Raw genomic sequence first — 16,657 nt, 5'->3', positions numbered from 1 at the left:
TCTTCTTGCCACCGGGATGGCTCTTCGCGATGCCATCTGCGTTCAACCGTCCCAATGTGTCACAGGCATGACATCCGGCGGGCGCATGATTGATCTCCCGCGATCACCCCAACGAGGACCATTTCATGCGTAGATTTCTCAGTCTGCTGACAGCATTTGTTTTTGTAGGCCTTACCGCAGCTTATGCCAGTGATGCCAAACCCTTCAGTGACAACAAGGAGATCGATCTTTTGACGATTTTGCCCCCTCCGCCCGCTAACGACTCCCAACAGACCAAAGCGGAATTGGGCGAAATTCTCACATTACAGGTCACGCGGACGCCGGAAATGGTTGCACGGGCGCAGGCCGACGCAGAGGAAGATGTCTGGCGGTTTGCCGATGTCATGGGACCTGAGTTCAACAAGGACAAACTGCCGAAACTGGCAGCATTTTTCGACCGGATTGTCGAGACGGAGGGTGCCGTGGTCGATCCCGCAAAGGATGTATTCAAACGCCCCCGCCCGCATCAGTTAAGCGATCTCGTCAAGCCTGCAGTGAAGCTTTCCAACTCCGGTGCATGGCCATCCGGCCATACAACGCTTGGCACGCTCATGGGCATCGTTCTGTCAGATATGGTTCCGGAAAAGAAGGCGGAAATCATGGCCCGTGCCTGGGAATACGGCAACAACCGTATCGTCGGTGGCATTCACTACCGCTCAGATGTGGAAATGGGCAGGATTTCCGGCAGTGTCATTGCAGCGACGATCATGAAGCATGATGACTTTAAAGCCGAATATGAGCCAGCAAAAGCAGAACTGCGTGCAAGTTTGGGGCTCGGCGGCGCCTGACATGATCAGGTAGTCTGCCACGACATGCCCGTCTTGTTTGATAAGGAATCGTAACGGGCGATCGCACTCCGGCGGTCGCCCTCGCCCGGCACACGGGCCTCATGCAAAACAACAGCACGCCGGCGCCTGATTACGCTGCACCGGATGTCTGGTCCGGATTTCGCCGCAAGGTGTTCATTTCCGCCCTTTCCCGCGCCATGTTGCTGACTGCCGTACGCAACGCCGGATGCCGTGACATGAAGACGTTGAAATCACGACGGTCAAGAATGAGAAAATCGCAAAAATCGATGGCGACAACGTCGGCCGTCCGGCGGCCACCACTCAACAATGCCATTTCGCCGAAGAATGCTCCGGGCTCCAGACGCACCGGTTCATCATCAAGCTGGACCTCCACTGCCCCGGAGGCAATGAAATACATGCCGTCACCACGATCTCCGATCCGTATGATTCGCTCGCCCGGAGATGCCGATTTGGGTTTGAACAGCAACAAAAGCTCCTCCTGTGCATGTTCATCCACCTGTGCAAACAACGGGAAGGTGTCGATCAACTGCTGCATTTTAAGCTGATGTTGACGGTTCCTCTCATCGCTGATGGCCCGGATATCGCCAAGCTCGCGAGCAAGTGCTCCCTGCCTCTTCGCACCATAACTTGCAAAGAATGCAGGCCACTTGCGATGGAATGCCTTTTCCCCAATCTCGGCTGCGAAGAACACAAGTGGATTGATGGTGATGGAGAGGATCGCTCCCGCCAGGATAATGTCCTGACCTTCGCGTGGCAGGAGGCCCAGCGAAACACCGAGACCAGCGAGAATGAACGAGAACTCCCCGATCTGCGCGAGGCTCGCCGCCACGGTCAATCCCATGCCGACCGGGAAACGCAGCAAAAGCACGATGCAAAATGCAATCAGGGATTTGCCAAAGATGATGAGCGCAAGAGCCGCCATCACGGCCATGGGTTCCCGAACGAGAATGGACGGATCAAACAGCATGCCGACCGATATGAAAAACAGGACGGAGAATGCATTCTGCAACGGTAGCGAATCGGCCGCCGCCCTATGGCTAAGGTTCGACTCGCTCATCACGACACCAGCAAAAAAAGCACCGAGAGCAAACGAAACCCCGAATATTTCCGTGGCCCCGAAGGCAATACCCAGCGCTATCGCCAGAACCGAAAGGGTGAAGAGCTCGGTTGAACCGGTGCGCGCCACCAAAGTGAGAAGCCAAGGCACCACTTTCGGCCCAAGGAAGATTGCCATCACGGCGAAAGCCCCGACCTTGAGCAGGGTTATCGCAATCGTCAGTGCAAGCGGCATCCCGGCCGCGGCCTGTCCCGCTGTGCCAGTGGCATGCGCGCCGAGAATTTCTGCCAACGCTGGCAGCAGCACGAGCGCCAGAACCATCGCGAGGTCTTCAACGATCAGCCAACCGACCGCCACGCGTCCATTTGCGGAATTCACCAGATTGCGTTCTTCCAGCGCCTTGAGCAAAACAACGGTGCTAGCTACCGACAGACTGAGGCCAAGCACCAGCCCGGCACCGATTCCCCAGCCCCACAGCGCGCTCAGCCCGACACCAAGCAGTGTGGCAAGCACGATCTGGGCAATAGCGCCCGGAACCGCAACCCCTCGAACGGCCAGCAATTCAGAAGCCGAGAAATGCAGTCCAACACCAAACATCAGAAGAATAACGCCCATTTCCGCAAGCTGACCGGCAAGAGCACCGTCGGCAATGAACCCCGGCGTAAAGGGGCCCATCAGTATCCCGGCAACGAGATAACCGACCAGCGGCGGCAGCCGCAGACGGTCCGCGAGATATCCGAATACGGCTGCAAAAACAAAACTGACTGCCACTGTGGCTATTAAGGAAACTTCGTGATGCACGTCCGCCCTTTGGTTTTTGATGATTTCCCACTCTGTGCCGCATGGTTTGCCCCAGTTCAACCCATATAGGCAAGATTGCTCCAGACATAACCTAATTCCACACAGGACAAGCTGTAGACCAGCGTTCAGGCGACCTAAACAGCTTTCGAACGCCGCACGATCTTTTTTTGCCATGTATGGGCCAGCCACGCGGCAAAACTGCCCAACCCGCTGACTGCCGCCAGCTCGGAAAACGCAAGAAAGCCCGGCTCAAGGTGCGCCGCAAAGAAGGTGATCAGCCCGAGGAAATAGCTCGGTACATTGTTGAGGTGTGGCACCGCACGAAGCGACAGGACAATGATGGCAACGACGAAGACCACTGGGCCAAAGGCGAGCGGACCGATGAGCGGCAACAATGTGCCCACTCCGAGGGCGGCGCTCATGCCGAAGGCAACGCCGATCACGAGACAAAGGTAGCTGAACAGTGCGTCCTTTGCTGAGACACCCCGGGTGAAAAATGCGACCCACCCCATAAACATAACCCAGACAGGCCAGCCAACGCTGGCGGCGGCGGTAGCGGCAATTGCTGCGGTGACGGCAGCAGCCAGCCGCAACATGCTGGCTGTTGGGGTGGATTGCGCTATGCGCTGGCTTTGGCCGGCTTCAGCAGGTCTTCAAGGCCAATGCGCCTGAACATTTCGGCACGGACGCGGTCCGCAACACCGTTGACGATTTCCGCGCCATCCTGCGAGGGATCGATATGGGTGCGGAATGGACGGGTTCCGAACGGCATGGCAACCACATCGACAATGGCCGTGGCGACAGCACCCGCGTCCGCATCGGCGGGCTCCAGAGCGGCGAGACCCTGTAGGGCTTTCTCCGGCACACCAGCATAAGGTCCTTCGTTGTATTCTGCAGCACGCTCCTTGTCGGCGGGCGATCCCGAATGGGCAAAGTGATTGGTGCCCTTCGTGAAAGCACCCGGGACGATGATCGCCGTTTCGATGCCCCAGCGGGTAAGTTCTGCAGCGTAGGATACAGCGAGTGAATCCATTGCTGCCTTGGCGGCAAAATAGGGCGACAGATACGGCGGCGTGCCGCCCCTCGTACTGGATGAAGAAACCCAGACGACGAGCCCCTTGCCCTGTTTGCGCAGATAGGGAAGCGCAGCACGATTGACCCGCTGTGTCGACAGCACGTTGACATCATAAAGTTCGGCGAACTGTTCCGGTGTGAAGGCTTCAGCGGGACCGAACGACATATGGCCGGCATTGTGCATGATCACATCGAGACGTCCCGCATCAGCGATGATCTTTGCGATTCCCGCTTCCACGGAAGCGTCAGAAGCAACATCCAGTTCCACCGATCGGAGATCGACGCGATGCTCGGCCGCAAAGGCGGCCGCATCGGCGACCTGTGGTGCGTTACGCCCTTCTGTCGCCCGCATTCCGGCGTAAACCGTATGGCCTGCCTGTGCCAGAGCGCGTGCCGTAAGAGCGCCGAAACCGCTGGAAGCGCCGGTGACAACAATAACTTGCTTGCTCATGATAATAGTCCTTCTGGTTTCTTGATTGTTGAGTGTTGGAAGAGGTTCATCAGGCGACACCGCCATTGGCGCGAACGATCTGGCCGTTGATCCAGCCAGCGTCAGGGCCGACAAGGAAGGAAACCACGCTGGCGATATCGTCGGGCTGGCCCAGCCGCTCGAGCGGCGGCATCTTGGCAAATTGGGCGACAAGCTCGTCGCTCTTGCCGTTGAGGAAAAGGTCCGTGGCAATTGGACCAGGAGCCACTGCATTGACCGTAATGTTGCGGCCGCGCAGTTCCTTGGCAAAGACGTGTGTGAACGCCTCGACAGCCGCTTTGGTGCCGTTATAAACCGCATAACCCGGCATGTTCAGTGCAAGGGTGGTGCTGGAGAAATTGACAATCCGCCCCCCATCGTTCAGGCGTTTGGCGGCTTCGCGCAAGGTGTTGAACGTTCCCTTGACGTTGATGCCAAAATGACGGTCATACTCCTCGTCACTGGTTTCGGCCAATGGAAGCGTCTTGAGAATTCCGGCATTGTTGACGAGCACGTCGACACCACCGAATGCAGTTTCCGCCGCATCGAACATGCGGGCTACTGCCTGTGCATCACTGACGTCAGCCTTGGCGGTCAAAGCGGTACCGCCCGTCTCTTCGATCTCACGGGCCAGTTCTTCAGCCGGTGCAGCGTCTCCGGAATAATTGATGACGACGGTGAAACCGTCCGAAGCCAGGCGCCCGGCAATGGCTGCACCGATACCGCGGGACGCGCCGGTCACAATTGCGATCTTCTTTTTAACTTGTGTCATGGTCTTTCTCCTTCATGTCTGCGCCGCAGCGCTGTTGATGAAGGCACCATGCTCCATTTATCTCTTGGGATAATCATGCGATAATTGGCATCACTATTCGAGAAATGAGAATAATGGACACATTGGATGCCATGCGGGTTTTCGCCCGTGTCGTCGAACGCCGCAGTTTCACACTGGCGGCAGAGGATGTCGGATTGCCGCGCTCGACCGTGACCAACGCAGTTCAGCAGTTGGAGGCGCGCCTTGGCATCGGCCTGTTGCAACGGACCACCCGGCACGTGAGCCCAACGCTGGACGGCGAGGCCTATTACCAGCGCTGCCTGGCGATTCTGGCTGACATTGAGGATGCCGAAGGCGCGTTTGCCGGGGCGAAACCAAAAGGTCCGCTGCGGGTAGACGTGCACGGAACGCTGGCGCGGCACTTTCTTCTGCCCGGATTACCGGCATTCCTGCGGACCTATCCCGAAATTCAGTTCTACATGAGCGAGGGCGACAGGCTCGTTGACCTTGTGCGTGAGGGTGTCGATTGCGTGCTGCGCGTCGGTGATCTCTCCGACAGCGACATGATCGCAAAGCGCGTGGGGATGCTGGAAGAGATAACGCTGGCCTCTCCCGGTTACATCGAGAGGTTCGGCATGCCGGAGCATCCGGATAGACTTGCCGGACACCAGATGGTCGGCTTTCGCTCGACGGCGACAGGCGGAGTTCTGCCGCTCGAGTTCATCGTGAACGGCAGCGTCCGCTTCATCACATTGCCGGCGCCTGTCTGGGTGAATGCTGCGGAGAGCTTTGCCACTGCTGCACGGTTGGGCCTCGGACTTATCCAGATTCCGCGCTACCACGCCGAAGCTGACCTTGCAGCGGGTACGCTCATCCAGATTCTCCCGGACTTTCCACTCTCACCCACGCCTGTATCCCTGCTTTATCCACGCAACAGACAGCTCTCTCCGCGCGTCCGCGTCTTCATAGATTGGATATCGCGAGAGTTTACGGCCTAGGCGATTGTCGGTGTAATTCCCCCATCCACCCGCAAAGCCGCTCCGTTTGTGGCGGCCGAAAGCGGACTGGCCACATAGGCGGCGAGATTGGCAATCTCTTCAGGCTCGATCATCCGCTGAATCAACGACGTCGGGCGCTCTTTCTGGAAAAACTCGGCTTCCATATCTTCAGGCGAAGCATCGGGATTGCTGACAACACTCTTCAGAAAGTCGACAATACCCTCCGAGCGCGTGCTGCCGGGCAGGATCGAATTGACGGTGACTTTTGTGCCCTTGGTCAATCCGGCAAGGCCACGCGATATCGCAAGCTGCGCGGTCTTGGTCATTCCGTAGTGGATCATATCCGGCGGGATGACGAGCGCGGAGTCACTGGCAACGAAGATAATCCGTCCCCAGTTTCTTTCCAGCATACCGGGAAAATACTGGCGGGCCAGACGTGCGCCACCGAGCACATTAATTTCGAAGAACCTGCGCCAGTCCGCGTCGGAAATGTCGGCAAAGGGTTTGGACTCATAGATGCCGAGATTATTGATCAGAATGTCGACCGTGGGGATCTCGGCCGCGAGCACCGCCGCACCTTCAGCTGTACCCGCATCGGCGAGGATGGCACGGACACCGGATTTAGCGTCCGGAGAAGCAGCTTCAACCACTGCGGCAAACGCCTCATCCAGCTTGGATTGCGAGCGCCCGACAATGGCAACATGGGCACGCTCCGCCGCCAGACGTTTGGCGATTGCCAGTCCGATTCCGGCAGTTGACCCGGTAACCAGTGCTGTCTTGTTGGCCAGTTGCAGATCCATAACATTCTCCCCGGACGTCTAAAGCATTCTAGGCGGATAACCGCCCTGGTGGCAGTTGGTTCCCTATTCCTCAACCTGTCTCATAAATCTCGATGGGCAGACCATCGGGATCGGTAAAGAATGTGAAGGCACGCTTGGTATAGGGATCGATCCGGACCGGCTCAGTCTCAATATCCCTTGCCTGCAACCAGACCAGTGTATCAGCCACCGACGTAACGGCGAAGGCAAGATGGCGAAGCCCGCGCGCTTCCGGGCGCGACGGACGTACCGGGGACTGCGGAAAGTGAAACAGCTCGATCTGGGTGTCGCCCGACTTCAGATCACACTTCCATGACTGGCTGTCCGGCCGCCAGTTTTCATCGATAATCTGATAGCCAAGCTTCTCGACGTAGAATTGCTTGGAACGATCGTAATCCCCGCAGATGATTGCGACATGATGAAAACGTGAGAACATCGGTATTCCTATCTATGATCCCGAAAAGCAGTCGCAAGGGTTCGCAAGGCACCGCGAGAACGCGCATCGGACAAGGACGAGTGCATGACGATGTCAAACTCCGGAAGTCGTGGCAAGCCAAGCCGCTCTCCAACCTCCACGGTCCCGATCGGAGCAACGCGCCGGGCCAGTGCAGCAACCGCAAGCCCGATGGAAACCGCGGCACCCACTGCCGCCATGCCGCCGCCAACGAAAACCTCCGTCCACGCTATATCAGCCGCATCAAGAGCGCGTGTAGCAATCGACCGGACACCGCACGAGGATGCCAACGAAGCGAGACGAAGCGGCTCGTGGTCCCTGCGCTGGAAATCGGGCGACGCAAACCAGCCAAACCGGTCTTGCGACAAGACCTCGCCGTCCCGCCGGTTGTCTTCACGGCGGACAATGACAGCATCCAGCGAACCCTTGTCGTAGGCAGCCAGCAAATCACGGGATGTGTCGACATGTACTTCCATGCACAGGGCCGGATCATGGGCGTTCAACCGCGCCAGCAGAACCGGCAGTTCCGGGCCCGCGACGTGTACGTTGATGCCAAGAGCCAGCCTGCGCGGCTGTGAGGAAAGACCTGCAACAGCGCGCTCGTGCGCGGCGAGAAACGCGCGCCCTGCTTCGAGAAACGCCGCACCCTGTACAGACAGGCGAACAAGGCGGGGCGTCCGCTCGATGAGCTTTTGCCCCAATTTCTCTTCCAGCCGCTTCAGTTTTACGCTCACGGCAGCCTGCGACGTATCAAGCGCTTCAGCTGCTTTCGTGAAGCTGCGCAGATCCGCAACCAGAACAAATGCCTGAACTGAATCAACATCGAGGGTGATCATGTGAATACCATATTGTTATCACTGATATAGTTATACATATCATTTTATTATAGATCTACGACCGTTACAATCGCTGTATGCCGCCGAAGGGCAAGGAGCCATTGATGAACGTGCAGATGGAAATCACAAGCGGGCACATCGTCCAGGAAACGGATACCGACCCGCGCCGGTGGCTCGCCCTGGCTGTCCTGCTGACGGGTGCCTTTTTGCCTTTCCTCGACTTCAACGTTGTCAATCTGGCACTCCCCACAATCCGTGAGAGCCTTGGTGCATCGTCAAGCGAGGTGCAATTTGTCATCTCGGCCTATGCTGCCACCTATGCCGTATTCCTGATCACCGGTGGGCGGCTTGGAGACCTGTTCGGGCGCAAGCGGTTTTTCATGACCGGCGTTGCAGGGTTTACCCTTGCATCGGTCGTTTGCAGTGTGGCTTGGTCGCCTTCGATCCTAATTCTCGGTCGAATCCTGCAGGGTTTGACCGCCACGATGATGACGCCACAGATTCTGGCATCGATACGGGTGCTGTTTCCGGCGGCAGAACAGAGCCGTGCTCTCGGCCTTTACGGCGCCACTTTCGGGTTTGCCAATATCAGCGGCCAGATACTCGGCGGGGTACTGGTGTCTTCGCAGCCTTTTGGGCTGACATGGCAAGCAATTTTCCTCATCAATGTGCCGATCGGGTGCGCAGCTTTCATCGGCAGCGTTTTCTACCTGCGTGATTCCCGCTCGTCACATGCCCAGAAACTCGATTTTGGCGGTATCGCCCTTCTGTCACTCACGTTGGGGTTGCTGGTCTACCCGCTGGTTGAAGGCAGGGAAACCGGCTGGCCGATGTGGATACTTGCCATGCTCATCCTATGTCCGATCGTCTTGATCGCATTCATCCGTTTTGAGGCAAAGATATCCGCGCGCGGCGGCGACCCGCTGGTCGAACTTTCCCTGTTCAGGGATGGCGCTTTTGTTATAGGCGTCATCATCGCCCTGGCATTTTACATGTTGTCCTCCTTTTACCTGACCTTCTCGGTCTATCTTCAGGGAGGGTTGCATTTGACGGCCCTAGAAGCCGGACTGGCAACATTGCCTTTCGCGGGGGGATTCTTCGCGGGATCTCTGGTTTCATCCCGTGTGATGCAAGCGCTTGGCACCCGTGCCCTCGCTCTCGGTTTTGCGCTTCAGGTTCTGGGTTTTGGCGGTGTGATCATTGCCGTCAGTCTGCCCCGATTTGCATGGGGGATGGATTTCGGCCTTTTCTGCGCAGGCCTCGGTTTTGGCATGGTGCTGCCATCCATCATCAAGGCTGTCATCGGCGGAGTCGACCAGAGGCACGCCGGATTGGTCTCCGGCCTCATGATATCAACATTTCAGGTCGGAGCAGCCCTCGGCATCGCCATCATAGGCGGCATCTTCTATACAGCACTCGGGTCAGGCCAGAACATCGCGAGCTATCAATACGCCTTCAGCGTTGCGCTTGGCTGCAATGTCTTTCTGTTGGTGCTGTGTGGTGTGCTGTCTCTGTGGCTTGCCAACACAGGCAGCAGCAATGCAGATGACCCCGTGCCCATGGAGGGATGAGACTCCGCGATACGCCTGAGCTGCCGATCCCTACCAGGTGCTGAAACGTACACCTGCACGAAGCTGATGGGTTTTGATTCCGTTGTCACGAACCGTCACATCGCCCGCCTTATACAAATCCGCACCATTGATGTCTGAATAGCGATAACCCAGATCCAGTTTGAGATTTGGGGTTACGTCAACGGCCACACCCGCCATGAGTGCCCATGCAAAACGGTTGGTGTCACTGGATGTGAGCCCGGAATAGACGGGGCCCACGAAATCGTAATTGACGTTGGCGATTCCAACACCGCCGCCAACATAGGGTGTAATGCCATAATATTTACCCAGATCCACATAGGCATTCACCATCCCCTCCCAGAGTTTGGCAGTGGTATCGAAATAGGTTGTATCCCGCTGGCTATAGCCGACCGTCACGTCTCCGCGCAGATAATCGTTGAACTGATAGCCGACGCCGAGGAACGGGGAAAATCCACGCTTCATTTCATAATCGGCCGGTGCGGTACCTCCGACATAATCAACATTGGCTTTTACGTCAGATTTGAAGTTGTAAGCCACATCGCCGCGCAAGTACCAGCCCGAAGCCTGTTCGACTGGTACAAATGCCGGCACGTCTTGCGGATAAGTCGCTGAACCGAGATCGGCGGCGAGAACATGTCCTCCAAGCAATGGAAGAAGAGCAGCTGCCGAAAGAAGTATTCTCTTGAAACGCATCATCAATCCCCGAAATCGTCATCGTGGGGAATTTCCCCTTTCCTACATCCTAGGTTGTGCTCGTTAAGTTCCGGTTAAGCATGATTTCAAGTTCCACCATGATCTCGACCCGGTTCCCAACGGTGTGCAAGAGCTCCGGCTACGCGCACAGTATCTGTTGTCGAGACTGGTGATCCGAAAAGCAGGCTGAACCTTCCGGATTGCATTGCTGATCGCAGTGAATAAGCTTTCAATACGACTCACCGTAACCTGATCAAGAAGCCGCATTCATGAAACTGTTCTTTGCCAGCCAGCAAATGGCACACCAACCCAAACAGTATATGATCAACGGCAGGATTACCGACCCACTTGAAAATCCGGCACGGGCCCACACGCTGATTGAGGCCCTGACACAACTGGGCTTCTCTCAGGAAGAACCCCACGATTCTGGACTTGATCCCATACGTGCCGTCCACGCGGATCACTATGTCGCTTTCCTGCAGACCGCCTATGAGAGATTCATGCAATTGCCGAATCATGGCCCCGAAGTCTTGCCGAACGTCAATGCCTATCAAGGGGCTGGGCAGGATTTCGCCGCTCGTCCTCGCCCGCGCCCAACAGGTATTCTTGGTCAGGCTGGCTGGTACATCAACGGCCTTTCCTGCGCGATGATGGAGCATACCTACGCTTCCGCCTATGCTTCCGCCCAGACAGCCATTGCCGCCGCCGATGTCATCTTGAATGGTGCCCGGGAGTCTTTCGCCCTGTGCCGTCCACCCGGCCATCACGCCTATGCCGACCGGGCGGCAGGATTCTGCTATTTCAACAATGCAGCCATTATCGCCCAACAATTGCGCAAGCGGCATGATCGGGTAGCAATCATCGATTTCGATACGCATCACGGGGATGGCACCCAAGCCATTTTCTACACGCGCGACGACGTGTTCTTCGGGTCCACCCATACGGATCCGTCGAACTACTATCCGCACTACAGCGGGTATGCCGATGAAACCGGTGCCGGTGCGGGCCAAGGTACCAACCTCAATCTGCCCTTGTCCGAGGGCAGCGGCGACGAGGCCTTTATTGAAGCCAATCGCGCGTTGGCCGATGCCGTTGTAAAGCACGGATCGACAGCGCTGGTCATTTCAGCCGGTTGGGATGCGCATCACAATGACCCTCTGTCAAAACTCAAGGTGACAACGGAGGCCTATGCCGAAATCGGAGCCGTTTGGGGTGCCGTCGACCTGCCGGCTGTCATCGTTCAGGAGGGAGGCTATTCGCTGAGCGCCGTCGCCGAGGCCGCACCCCGCTTCATGGCCGCCTATCAAGCATCACGCCGCAAGTCATAGGCAGAACTTTTTGGAAAAGCAGGGGCAAAGAAATGACTCAAATAACCATTGAGAGACAGCCTATCCGGGCGGCTTTGGGAGCCTTCGTCGGCACCATGATCGAGTGGTACGATTTTTACATCTACGGTACGGCGGCCGCCCTTGTATTTGGTGATGTATTCTTTGCTTCGACCGATCCCATCATGGGCATCCTTGCGTCTCTTGGAACCTTTGCAATCGGCTTTATCGCCCGGCCTTTCGGTGCTTTGCTGTTCGGTCATTTTGGCGACAAGGTAGGTCGTAAGAAATCCCTGATCATCACACTGCTGTTGATGGGCGTCGCCACGGTTCTCATTGGCCTTCTGCCCAGTTTTCATTCCATCGGATTGACGGCAGCTATTCTTCTCGTGGCCTTGCGTCTGGTGCAAGGCATCGCGGTCGGCGGAGAATGGGGTGGCGCCGTTCTGATCGCGGCGGAACACGCGCCACCACGCTGGCGGACTTTTCTGGCATCCGCCCCGCAATATGGCAGTCCTGTCGGGCTTATCCTGGCGACTCTCGCCTTCCGCACCGTCTCCGACCTGCCTCAGGAGGATTTCCTGCGTTGGGGCTGGCGTGTACCCTTCCTGCTGAGTGGTGTCCTGATCATCTTTGCCTTCATCATTCGTGCTGGGATCAATGAGAGCCCGGAACTTCTTGAGCGCCTCAAGGAGAAATCGGTCCAGAGCGTCATTCCGGCCAAGGAAATATTCCAGACAAAGAAAATGTCTCTGCTGCTCGGCATGGGATTATGCCTGCTCGGCGTGGCAGGCTTCTATTTCATCACCACATTGATGATGACATTCACAACCACGTCGCTCGGGATCAATCGTTCCGATATGCTGGAGCTGATCTCGTGGGTTGGTGTGGTCGAGCTGTTCGCCTTCCCCGCCGGTTCCTATATCGCAACCCGATATGGCGAACGCTTTCTGCTGGTTGCCATGGCGACCGCAGCGTTGATCTTTGCGATTCCAATGATGATGCTCATCGTCTCTGGAAACCTCACGAACATCTATATTGCCATACTGGGGGCAACGGTGTTTCTAGCGGCCCATTACGCCGTCATGGCGCCATTCCTGACCCGCGCCTTCCCGGTGCATTTGCGGTACACAGGGATTTCACTGTCTTCTTCCCTGAGCGGCGCCATTTTCAGTGGGCTGACTCCGATGATCGGCGTCTGGCTCGTGCATAAATATGGAGTTCAATGGGCACCGCTGGCCATACTCTTTATATTCATCGCTGGCGCGAGCCTTATATCCAGCCTCCTGCTACCCGTGGACGACAGTGCCTCGGAAACAGGCACGGCGAGCACGGCTGACGCAGTCCAAAGCAAAGCTTGAGCTGACCTCCGACACCCCAGCGACAAACATCGGGTGTCGGAGTGCCGTCGTTTTTCTGAAGGGATTTCTGTATGCCAGCACCGTGTGGAGACATCCTGTCGTGACCGAATTTGCACCCATACAATTGGGAGCAAACATATAGCGTTCAGCTACCCTGTGTTGTAAACTGGGTAACTGAAAGGTTCGGGAGATTCCTGCCAGTCTCGCAAAATTTACACACTGCCATCCATTTTTGCCTCCAGCTCATTGCACCAAACGGTTTCAAAAGGAGGATTTCAACAAAATACAACCTATTGGAATTGTTCAGAATTCAGCTTATTTGACAGCTTACGGTTATCCATGGAAAAAAGTCTAACACGCTACATCTGGTCGAACACACGGTTCCAGCAAATATGGATATTGACGGTCGTTGCGGCCTCGATGATCCCGTATTTCCTGTCGTTCGACTTGCCGAAACAGATTGTCAACGGCCCCATACAGGGCACGGGATTTGAAGCGGAAGGTGCGACGCAGACCTTCATGCGCATCCAGTACAATCTGCCCTATTTCGGCAAGGTGATGTTTTTTGAAGGGCTTCAGCTGACGCGCTTCCAGATGCTGATGGCCTTGAGCCTGGTGTTTCTGCTGCTTGTCGTGATCAACGGCCTCTTCAAGCTCTACATCAACACCTACAAGGGCCGGCTTGGCGAGCGCATGCTGCGCCGCATCCGTTTTGAATTGATCGACCGCGTTCTGCGCTTTCCCCCAAGCCAGTTCAAGCGGGTGAAATCGGCCGAAATCGCGACCATGATCAAGGATGAGGTGGAGCCCATGGGCGGTTTCACCGGTGACGCGTTTGTCCAGCCTGCCCTTCTTGGCGGACAAGCCATTACAGCGCTCGTCTTCATTATCCTGCAGAATTTCTGGCTGGGCATGATTGCGGCCGGCATCGTCGCCGTACAAGGCGTAGTCATTCCACGCATGCGCAAAAGATTGCTTGAGCTCGGCCGTCAGCGCCAGTTGACTGCACGCGAGCTGTCAGGCCGCGTAGGCGAGATTGTCGATGGCATCGGCACCATCCACGGCAACGATACGTCCAATTACGAGCGCGCGGACATTGCAGCCCGTCTCGGGCTGATCTTCTCCATCCGCTACGATCTGTATCAATGGAAGTTCCTGGTCAAATTCATCAACAATTTCCTCGCGCAGGTGACGCCCTTCCTGTTTTATTCCATCGGCGGCGTTCTCGCCTTGCAGGGCCGGCTTGATATCGGCCAGCTTGTTGCTGTCATCAATGCCTATAAAGATCTGCCCGGCCCCTTGAAGGAACTGATCGACTGGGATCAGTCACGCCAGGACGTTCAGGTCAAGTATGCGCAGGTTGTCGAACAGTTCAACGTAGATATGCTTGTGGACCCACACATCCAGGCGGTTGTTCATGAACCCGTCGGCAAACTGGAACATTCGCTGAATGCGGTGAATCTTACACTGTCTGACGACAGCGGCGCGCGCCTCGTCGAGCATGTTTCGCTTGAGATCAAGCTCGGCGAGACTGTTGCGATTGTCGGCAACAGCGGCAGCGGCGGGGAAGCGATTGCCGAGGCGTTTGCGCGCCTCATCTGGCCCGACTCCGGCCGGATCACCATTGACGGCAAGGATATTCTTGAACTCCCGGAATCCATTACCGGTCGTCGTATCGGCTATGCTGCTTCGGATGCCTATTTCTTCCATGGATCGCTGCGCGACAATCTCCTGTACGGTCTCAAGCATGCACCCTTGACCAAGGTCGAGTACGAAGGTGCGAAGGCGATCAAGTACAAATGGGATATCAACGAAGCACGCCTCGCCGGCAATCCTGACCTTGATCTCAACAGCGACTGGGTCGACTATCAATCTGCGGGTGTCACGGGTCCCCACGATCTTTTCAGTGTCGTGCGGCCAGTGCTTGAAGCGGTCATGATCTCGCAGGATATTGTCGACCTGGCGCTTCGGTCACAGGTTGACACGACTACCCATTCCGACCTGACAAACCGCATTGTGGAACTTCGGCAGGCCCTGCGCAAAAGCCTCAAGGAGGAGGATCTTGATGGGCTTGTGGTGCCCTTTGAACCGAAAGCCTACAATCCGCAGGCGACTATTGGCGAGAATTTGCTTTTCGGTACTGTAAAGCGACCGATGATGACCAATTTGAAGCTTGCTGCCCATCCGTATTTCCGCTCCATATTGCGGGAAAGCGGTCTGAATATCGATCTTTACAATATGGGTCTTGAGATCGCGGCCAACGCGATAGAACTGTTCCAGGACTTACCACCGGACCATCCGTTCTTCCAGCAGCTGACATTTATGACCGCCGATGATATCCCAACCTATCAGTTGCTGTTGCAGAAGCTGCAGGGGCGCGATTTTGATGCCGCCTCTCCCGACGAGCGGTCCAGTATCATCCGCTTGAGCTTTGCCTATATCGAACCAAGACACCGCTTTGGTCTTTTGACCGATGAACTCATGGCCAAGATCGTTGATGCGCGTCTACGCTTCCACAAGAATTTGCCTGATGATCTGAAAGCCGTAGTTGAACGGTATGATGCCAAGAAATTCATAGAGTCCGCCAACCTGATGGACAATGTTCTCTTCGGGAGAATCGGGTTCACCCAGGCAGACGGACCGGATCGCATACGCGTCATTCTTCGTGACCTTTTCGACAAGCTTGGTCTTTATGACAGCGTGCTGTCCATTGGACTTGATTTCGATGTCGGCTCTGGCGGAAAACGCATTACCAACGTGCAACGACAGAAACTGAACGTCGCCAGGGCTCTGCTCAAGCGGGCTGATTATGTGATCTTCAATCGTCCATTGCCTGCCCTTGATCAGCGCGTGCAGGATCAGATCATGCGCAATATCTTGCAAGACCTGCATGAAGAGGGTCATGCGCCCGCAATCATCTGGGTGCTGGCCAATTCTTCTCTGGCAAACTTGTTTGATCGCGTCCTTGTTTTCGACCGTGGGACTTTGGTTGAAGACGGAACCCACGCGACTCTTTTGGAGAAAAACGGTATATTCAAAGAACTCGTATCGTAATAGTCTGTGGTGTGGGTAGAATAACACTTTGGGGTAGTGGACGTTCATGCTTCTGAAAGACGAAGTCGAAATGCTGCGGCGGATTCCGCTGTTTTCCGGTGTGGCGCCAGCAAAGCTGAAGCTTCTGGCGTTTACGTCGGATCGTGTCAGCTATCGGGCTGATCAGGCCCTGTTCCGCCAAGGAGATATGGCCGACGCCGCCTACGTGATCCTCTCCGGTACCGCCGATGTCAGCGTTGATACGCCCAGCGGCCAGATCAAGGTAGCCGAAGTCGAGCATGATTCCATTGTTGGCGAAATTGCAATTCTCTGCGACGTGCTGCGCACCGCCACCGTAACCGCATCGACGCCTCTTGAAGCCCTGCGTATCAGCAAGGAACATTTTCTCAAGCTGTTGAGCGATTATCCTGAGATGACCATCGAGATCATGCGGGTTCTGGCTAGCCGGCTAAGCCATACGACGGCCGAACTGTCGGAAGAGCGCAGCAAGCACTGACCCGGATTT

At 56.3% G+C, this 16,657-nt stretch carries 15 protein-coding genes; 7 read left to right on the top strand and 8 right to left on the bottom strand.

The features are described 5' to 3' along the window. The first annotated feature begins 125 nt into the window (after window positions 1-125). Window positions 126-827 (top strand): acid phosphatase, encoded by a 702-nt coding sequence (locus FHW16_RS15185; protein WP_182550061.1) that lies wholly within the window; start codon window positions 126-128, stop codon window positions 825-827. 130 nt (window positions 828-957) lie between these two features. Here the strand turns inward: FHW16_RS15185 and FHW16_RS15180 are convergent, their stop codons facing one another. The 4 genes from FHW16_RS15180 to FHW16_RS15165 all read right to left on the bottom strand — a co-directional run bounded on the left by FHW16_RS15180 (window position 958) and on the right by FHW16_RS15165 (window position 5,021). Further along, window positions 958-2,706: a cation:proton antiporter gene (locus tag FHW16_RS15180; RefSeq protein WP_182550060.1), complete on the bottom strand. Its 1,749-nt coding sequence runs from the start codon at window positions 2,704-2,706 to the stop codon at window positions 958-960. A 134-nt stretch (window positions 2,707-2,840) separates the two neighbouring features. Next, entirely contained in the window at window positions 2,841-3,302 is a 462-nt protein-coding gene (locus tag FHW16_RS15175; protein ID WP_182550059.1) for a DUF1097 domain-containing protein, read from the bottom strand. A 23-nt stretch (window positions 3,303-3,325) separates the two neighbouring features. Further along, entirely contained in the window at window positions 3,326-4,231 is a 906-nt protein-coding gene (locus tag FHW16_RS15170) for an SDR family oxidoreductase (protein WP_182550058.1), read from the bottom strand. A gap of 49 nt (window positions 4,232-4,280) precedes the next feature. Beyond that, window positions 4,281-5,021 (bottom strand): SDR family oxidoreductase, encoded by a 741-nt coding sequence (locus FHW16_RS15165; protein ID WP_182550057.1) that lies wholly within the window; start codon window positions 5,019-5,021, stop codon window positions 4,281-4,283. A gap of 113 nt (window positions 5,022-5,134) precedes the next feature. On the opposite strand from FHW16_RS15165, the gene FHW16_RS15160 reads away from it, so the two are divergent. Continuing rightward, complete coding sequence (locus tag FHW16_RS15160) at window positions 5,135-6,019, top strand: LysR family transcriptional regulator (RefSeq protein WP_182550056.1); 885 nt, start codon at window positions 5,135-5,137, stop codon at window positions 6,017-6,019. On the opposite strand, the gene FHW16_RS15155 is transcribed toward FHW16_RS15160, so the two are convergent. The 3 genes from FHW16_RS15155 to FHW16_RS15145 all read right to left on the bottom strand — a co-directional run bounded on the left by FHW16_RS15155 (window position 6,016) and on the right by FHW16_RS15145 (window position 8,127). Beyond that, window positions 6,016-6,819, bottom strand: a complete 804-nt coding sequence (locus FHW16_RS15155; RefSeq protein ID WP_182550055.1) for an SDR family NAD(P)-dependent oxidoreductase — start codon at window positions 6,817-6,819, stop codon at window positions 6,016-6,018. The genes FHW16_RS15160 and FHW16_RS15155 overlap by 4 nt on opposite strands. Window positions 6,820-6,889: 70 nt before the next feature. Further along, a complete protein-coding gene (gene gloA2 / locus FHW16_RS15150; RefSeq protein ID WP_182550054.1) occupies window positions 6,890-7,273 on the bottom strand; it encodes an SMU1112c/YaeR family gloxylase I-like metalloprotein in 384 nt (127 codons plus the stop codon). A gap of 8 nt (window positions 7,274-7,281) precedes the next feature. Further along, the gene (locus FHW16_RS15145) at window positions 7,282-8,127 is read right to left on the bottom strand and encodes a LysR family transcriptional regulator (RefSeq protein WP_182550053.1); all 846 of its coding nucleotides are present in this window, start codon (window positions 8,125-8,127) and stop codon (window positions 7,282-7,284) included. A gap of 104 nt (window positions 8,128-8,231) precedes the next feature. On the opposite strand from FHW16_RS15145, the gene FHW16_RS15140 reads away from it, so the two are divergent. Next, window positions 8,232-9,698, top strand: a complete 1,467-nt coding sequence (locus tag FHW16_RS15140) for an MFS transporter (protein ID WP_182550052.1) — start codon at window positions 8,232-8,234, stop codon at window positions 9,696-9,698. A 30-nt stretch (window positions 9,699-9,728) separates the two neighbouring features. On the opposite strand, the gene FHW16_RS15135 is transcribed toward FHW16_RS15140, so the two are convergent. Beyond that, window positions 9,729-10,415 carry an outer membrane protein gene (locus tag FHW16_RS15135; protein ID WP_210278147.1) on the bottom strand — a complete coding sequence of 229 codons (687 nt, stop codon included), beginning with the start codon at window positions 10,413-10,415 and terminating at the stop codon, window positions 9,729-9,731. 266 nt (window positions 10,416-10,681) lie between these two features. Between FHW16_RS15135 and FHW16_RS15130 the strand changes: the two genes are divergently transcribed. The 4 genes from FHW16_RS15130 to FHW16_RS15115 all read left to right on the top strand — a co-directional run bounded on the left by FHW16_RS15130 (window position 10,682) and on the right by FHW16_RS15115 (window position 16,648). Further along, entirely contained in the window at window positions 10,682-11,740 is a 1,059-nt protein-coding gene (locus FHW16_RS15130; protein ID WP_182550050.1) for a histone deacetylase family protein, read from the top strand. Window positions 11,741-11,772: 32 nt separating this feature from the next. Then, window positions 11,773-13,098 (top strand): MFS transporter, encoded by a 1,326-nt coding sequence (locus FHW16_RS15125; protein ID WP_182550049.1) that lies wholly within the window; start codon window positions 11,773-11,775, stop codon window positions 13,096-13,098. 339 nt (window positions 13,099-13,437) lie between these two features. Next, the gene (locus FHW16_RS15120; protein WP_182550048.1) at window positions 13,438-16,152 is read left to right on the top strand and encodes an ABC transporter ATP-binding protein; all 2,715 of its coding nucleotides are present in this window, start codon (window positions 13,438-13,440) and stop codon (window positions 16,150-16,152) included. 46 nt (window positions 16,153-16,198) lie between these two features. Beyond that, window positions 16,199-16,648 (top strand): cyclic nucleotide-binding domain-containing protein, encoded by a 450-nt coding sequence (locus FHW16_RS15115; protein WP_182550047.1) that lies wholly within the window; start codon window positions 16,199-16,201, stop codon window positions 16,646-16,648. Window positions 16,649-16,657 lie beyond the last annotated feature (9 nt).

The organism is Phyllobacterium myrsinacearum (genome assembly GCF_014138285.1).
GTDB lineage: Bacteria > Pseudomonadota > Alphaproteobacteria > Rhizobiales > Rhizobiaceae > Phyllobacterium > Phyllobacterium myrsinacearum_A.
Note: the sequence above shows the minus strand (reverse complement) of the source record. Positions and strands in the feature narration are given on the sequence as shown.

Excerpts from the sequence above, each read along its gene's own strand:
- FHW16_RS15120 (WP_182550048.1), top strand. The coding sequence starts at position 13,438 with ATGGAAAAAAGTCTAACACGCTACATCTGGTCGAACACACGGTTCCAG.
- FHW16_RS15125 (WP_182550049.1), top strand. The coding sequence starts at position 11,773 with ATGACTCAAATAACCATTGAGAGACAGCCTATCCGGGCGGCTTTGGGA.
- FHW16_RS15170 (WP_182550058.1), bottom strand. The coding sequence starts at position 4,231 with ATGAGCAAGCAAGTTATTGTTGTCACCGGCGCTTCCAGCGGTTTCGGC.
- FHW16_RS15155 (WP_182550055.1), bottom strand. The coding sequence starts at position 6,819 with ATGGATCTGCAACTGGCCAACAAGACAGCACTGGTTACCGGGTCAACT.
- FHW16_RS15165 (WP_182550057.1), bottom strand. The coding sequence starts at position 5,021 with ATGACACAAGTTAAAAAGAAGATCGCAATTGTGACCGGCGCGTCCCGC.
- FHW16_RS15145 (WP_182550053.1), bottom strand. The coding sequence starts at position 8,127 with ATGATCACCCTCGATGTTGATTCAGTTCAGGCATTTGTTCTGGTTGCG.
- FHW16_RS15185 (WP_182550061.1), top strand. The coding sequence starts at position 126 with ATGCGTAGATTTCTCAGTCTGCTGACAGCATTTGTTTTTGTAGGCCTT.
- gloA2 (WP_182550054.1), bottom strand. The coding sequence starts at position 7,273 with ATGTTCTCACGTTTTCATCATGTCGCAATCATCTGCGGGGATTACGAT.
- FHW16_RS15135 (WP_210278147.1), bottom strand. The coding sequence starts at position 10,415 with ATGATGCGTTTCAAGAGAATACTTCTTTCGGCAGCTGCTCTTCTTCCA.
- FHW16_RS15115 (WP_182550047.1), top strand. The coding sequence starts at position 16,199 with ATGCTTCTGAAAGACGAAGTCGAAATGCTGCGGCGGATTCCGCTGTTT.
- FHW16_RS15160 (WP_182550056.1), top strand. The coding sequence starts at position 5,135 with ATGGACACATTGGATGCCATGCGGGTTTTCGCCCGTGTCGTCGAACGC.
- FHW16_RS15130 (WP_182550050.1), top strand. The coding sequence starts at position 10,682 with ATGAAACTGTTCTTTGCCAGCCAGCAAATGGCACACCAACCCAAACAG.
- FHW16_RS15175 (WP_182550059.1), bottom strand. The coding sequence starts at position 3,302 with ATGTTGCGGCTGGCTGCTGCCGTCACCGCAGCAATTGCCGCTACCGCC.
- FHW16_RS15140 (WP_182550052.1), top strand. The coding sequence starts at position 8,232 with ATGAACGTGCAGATGGAAATCACAAGCGGGCACATCGTCCAGGAAACG.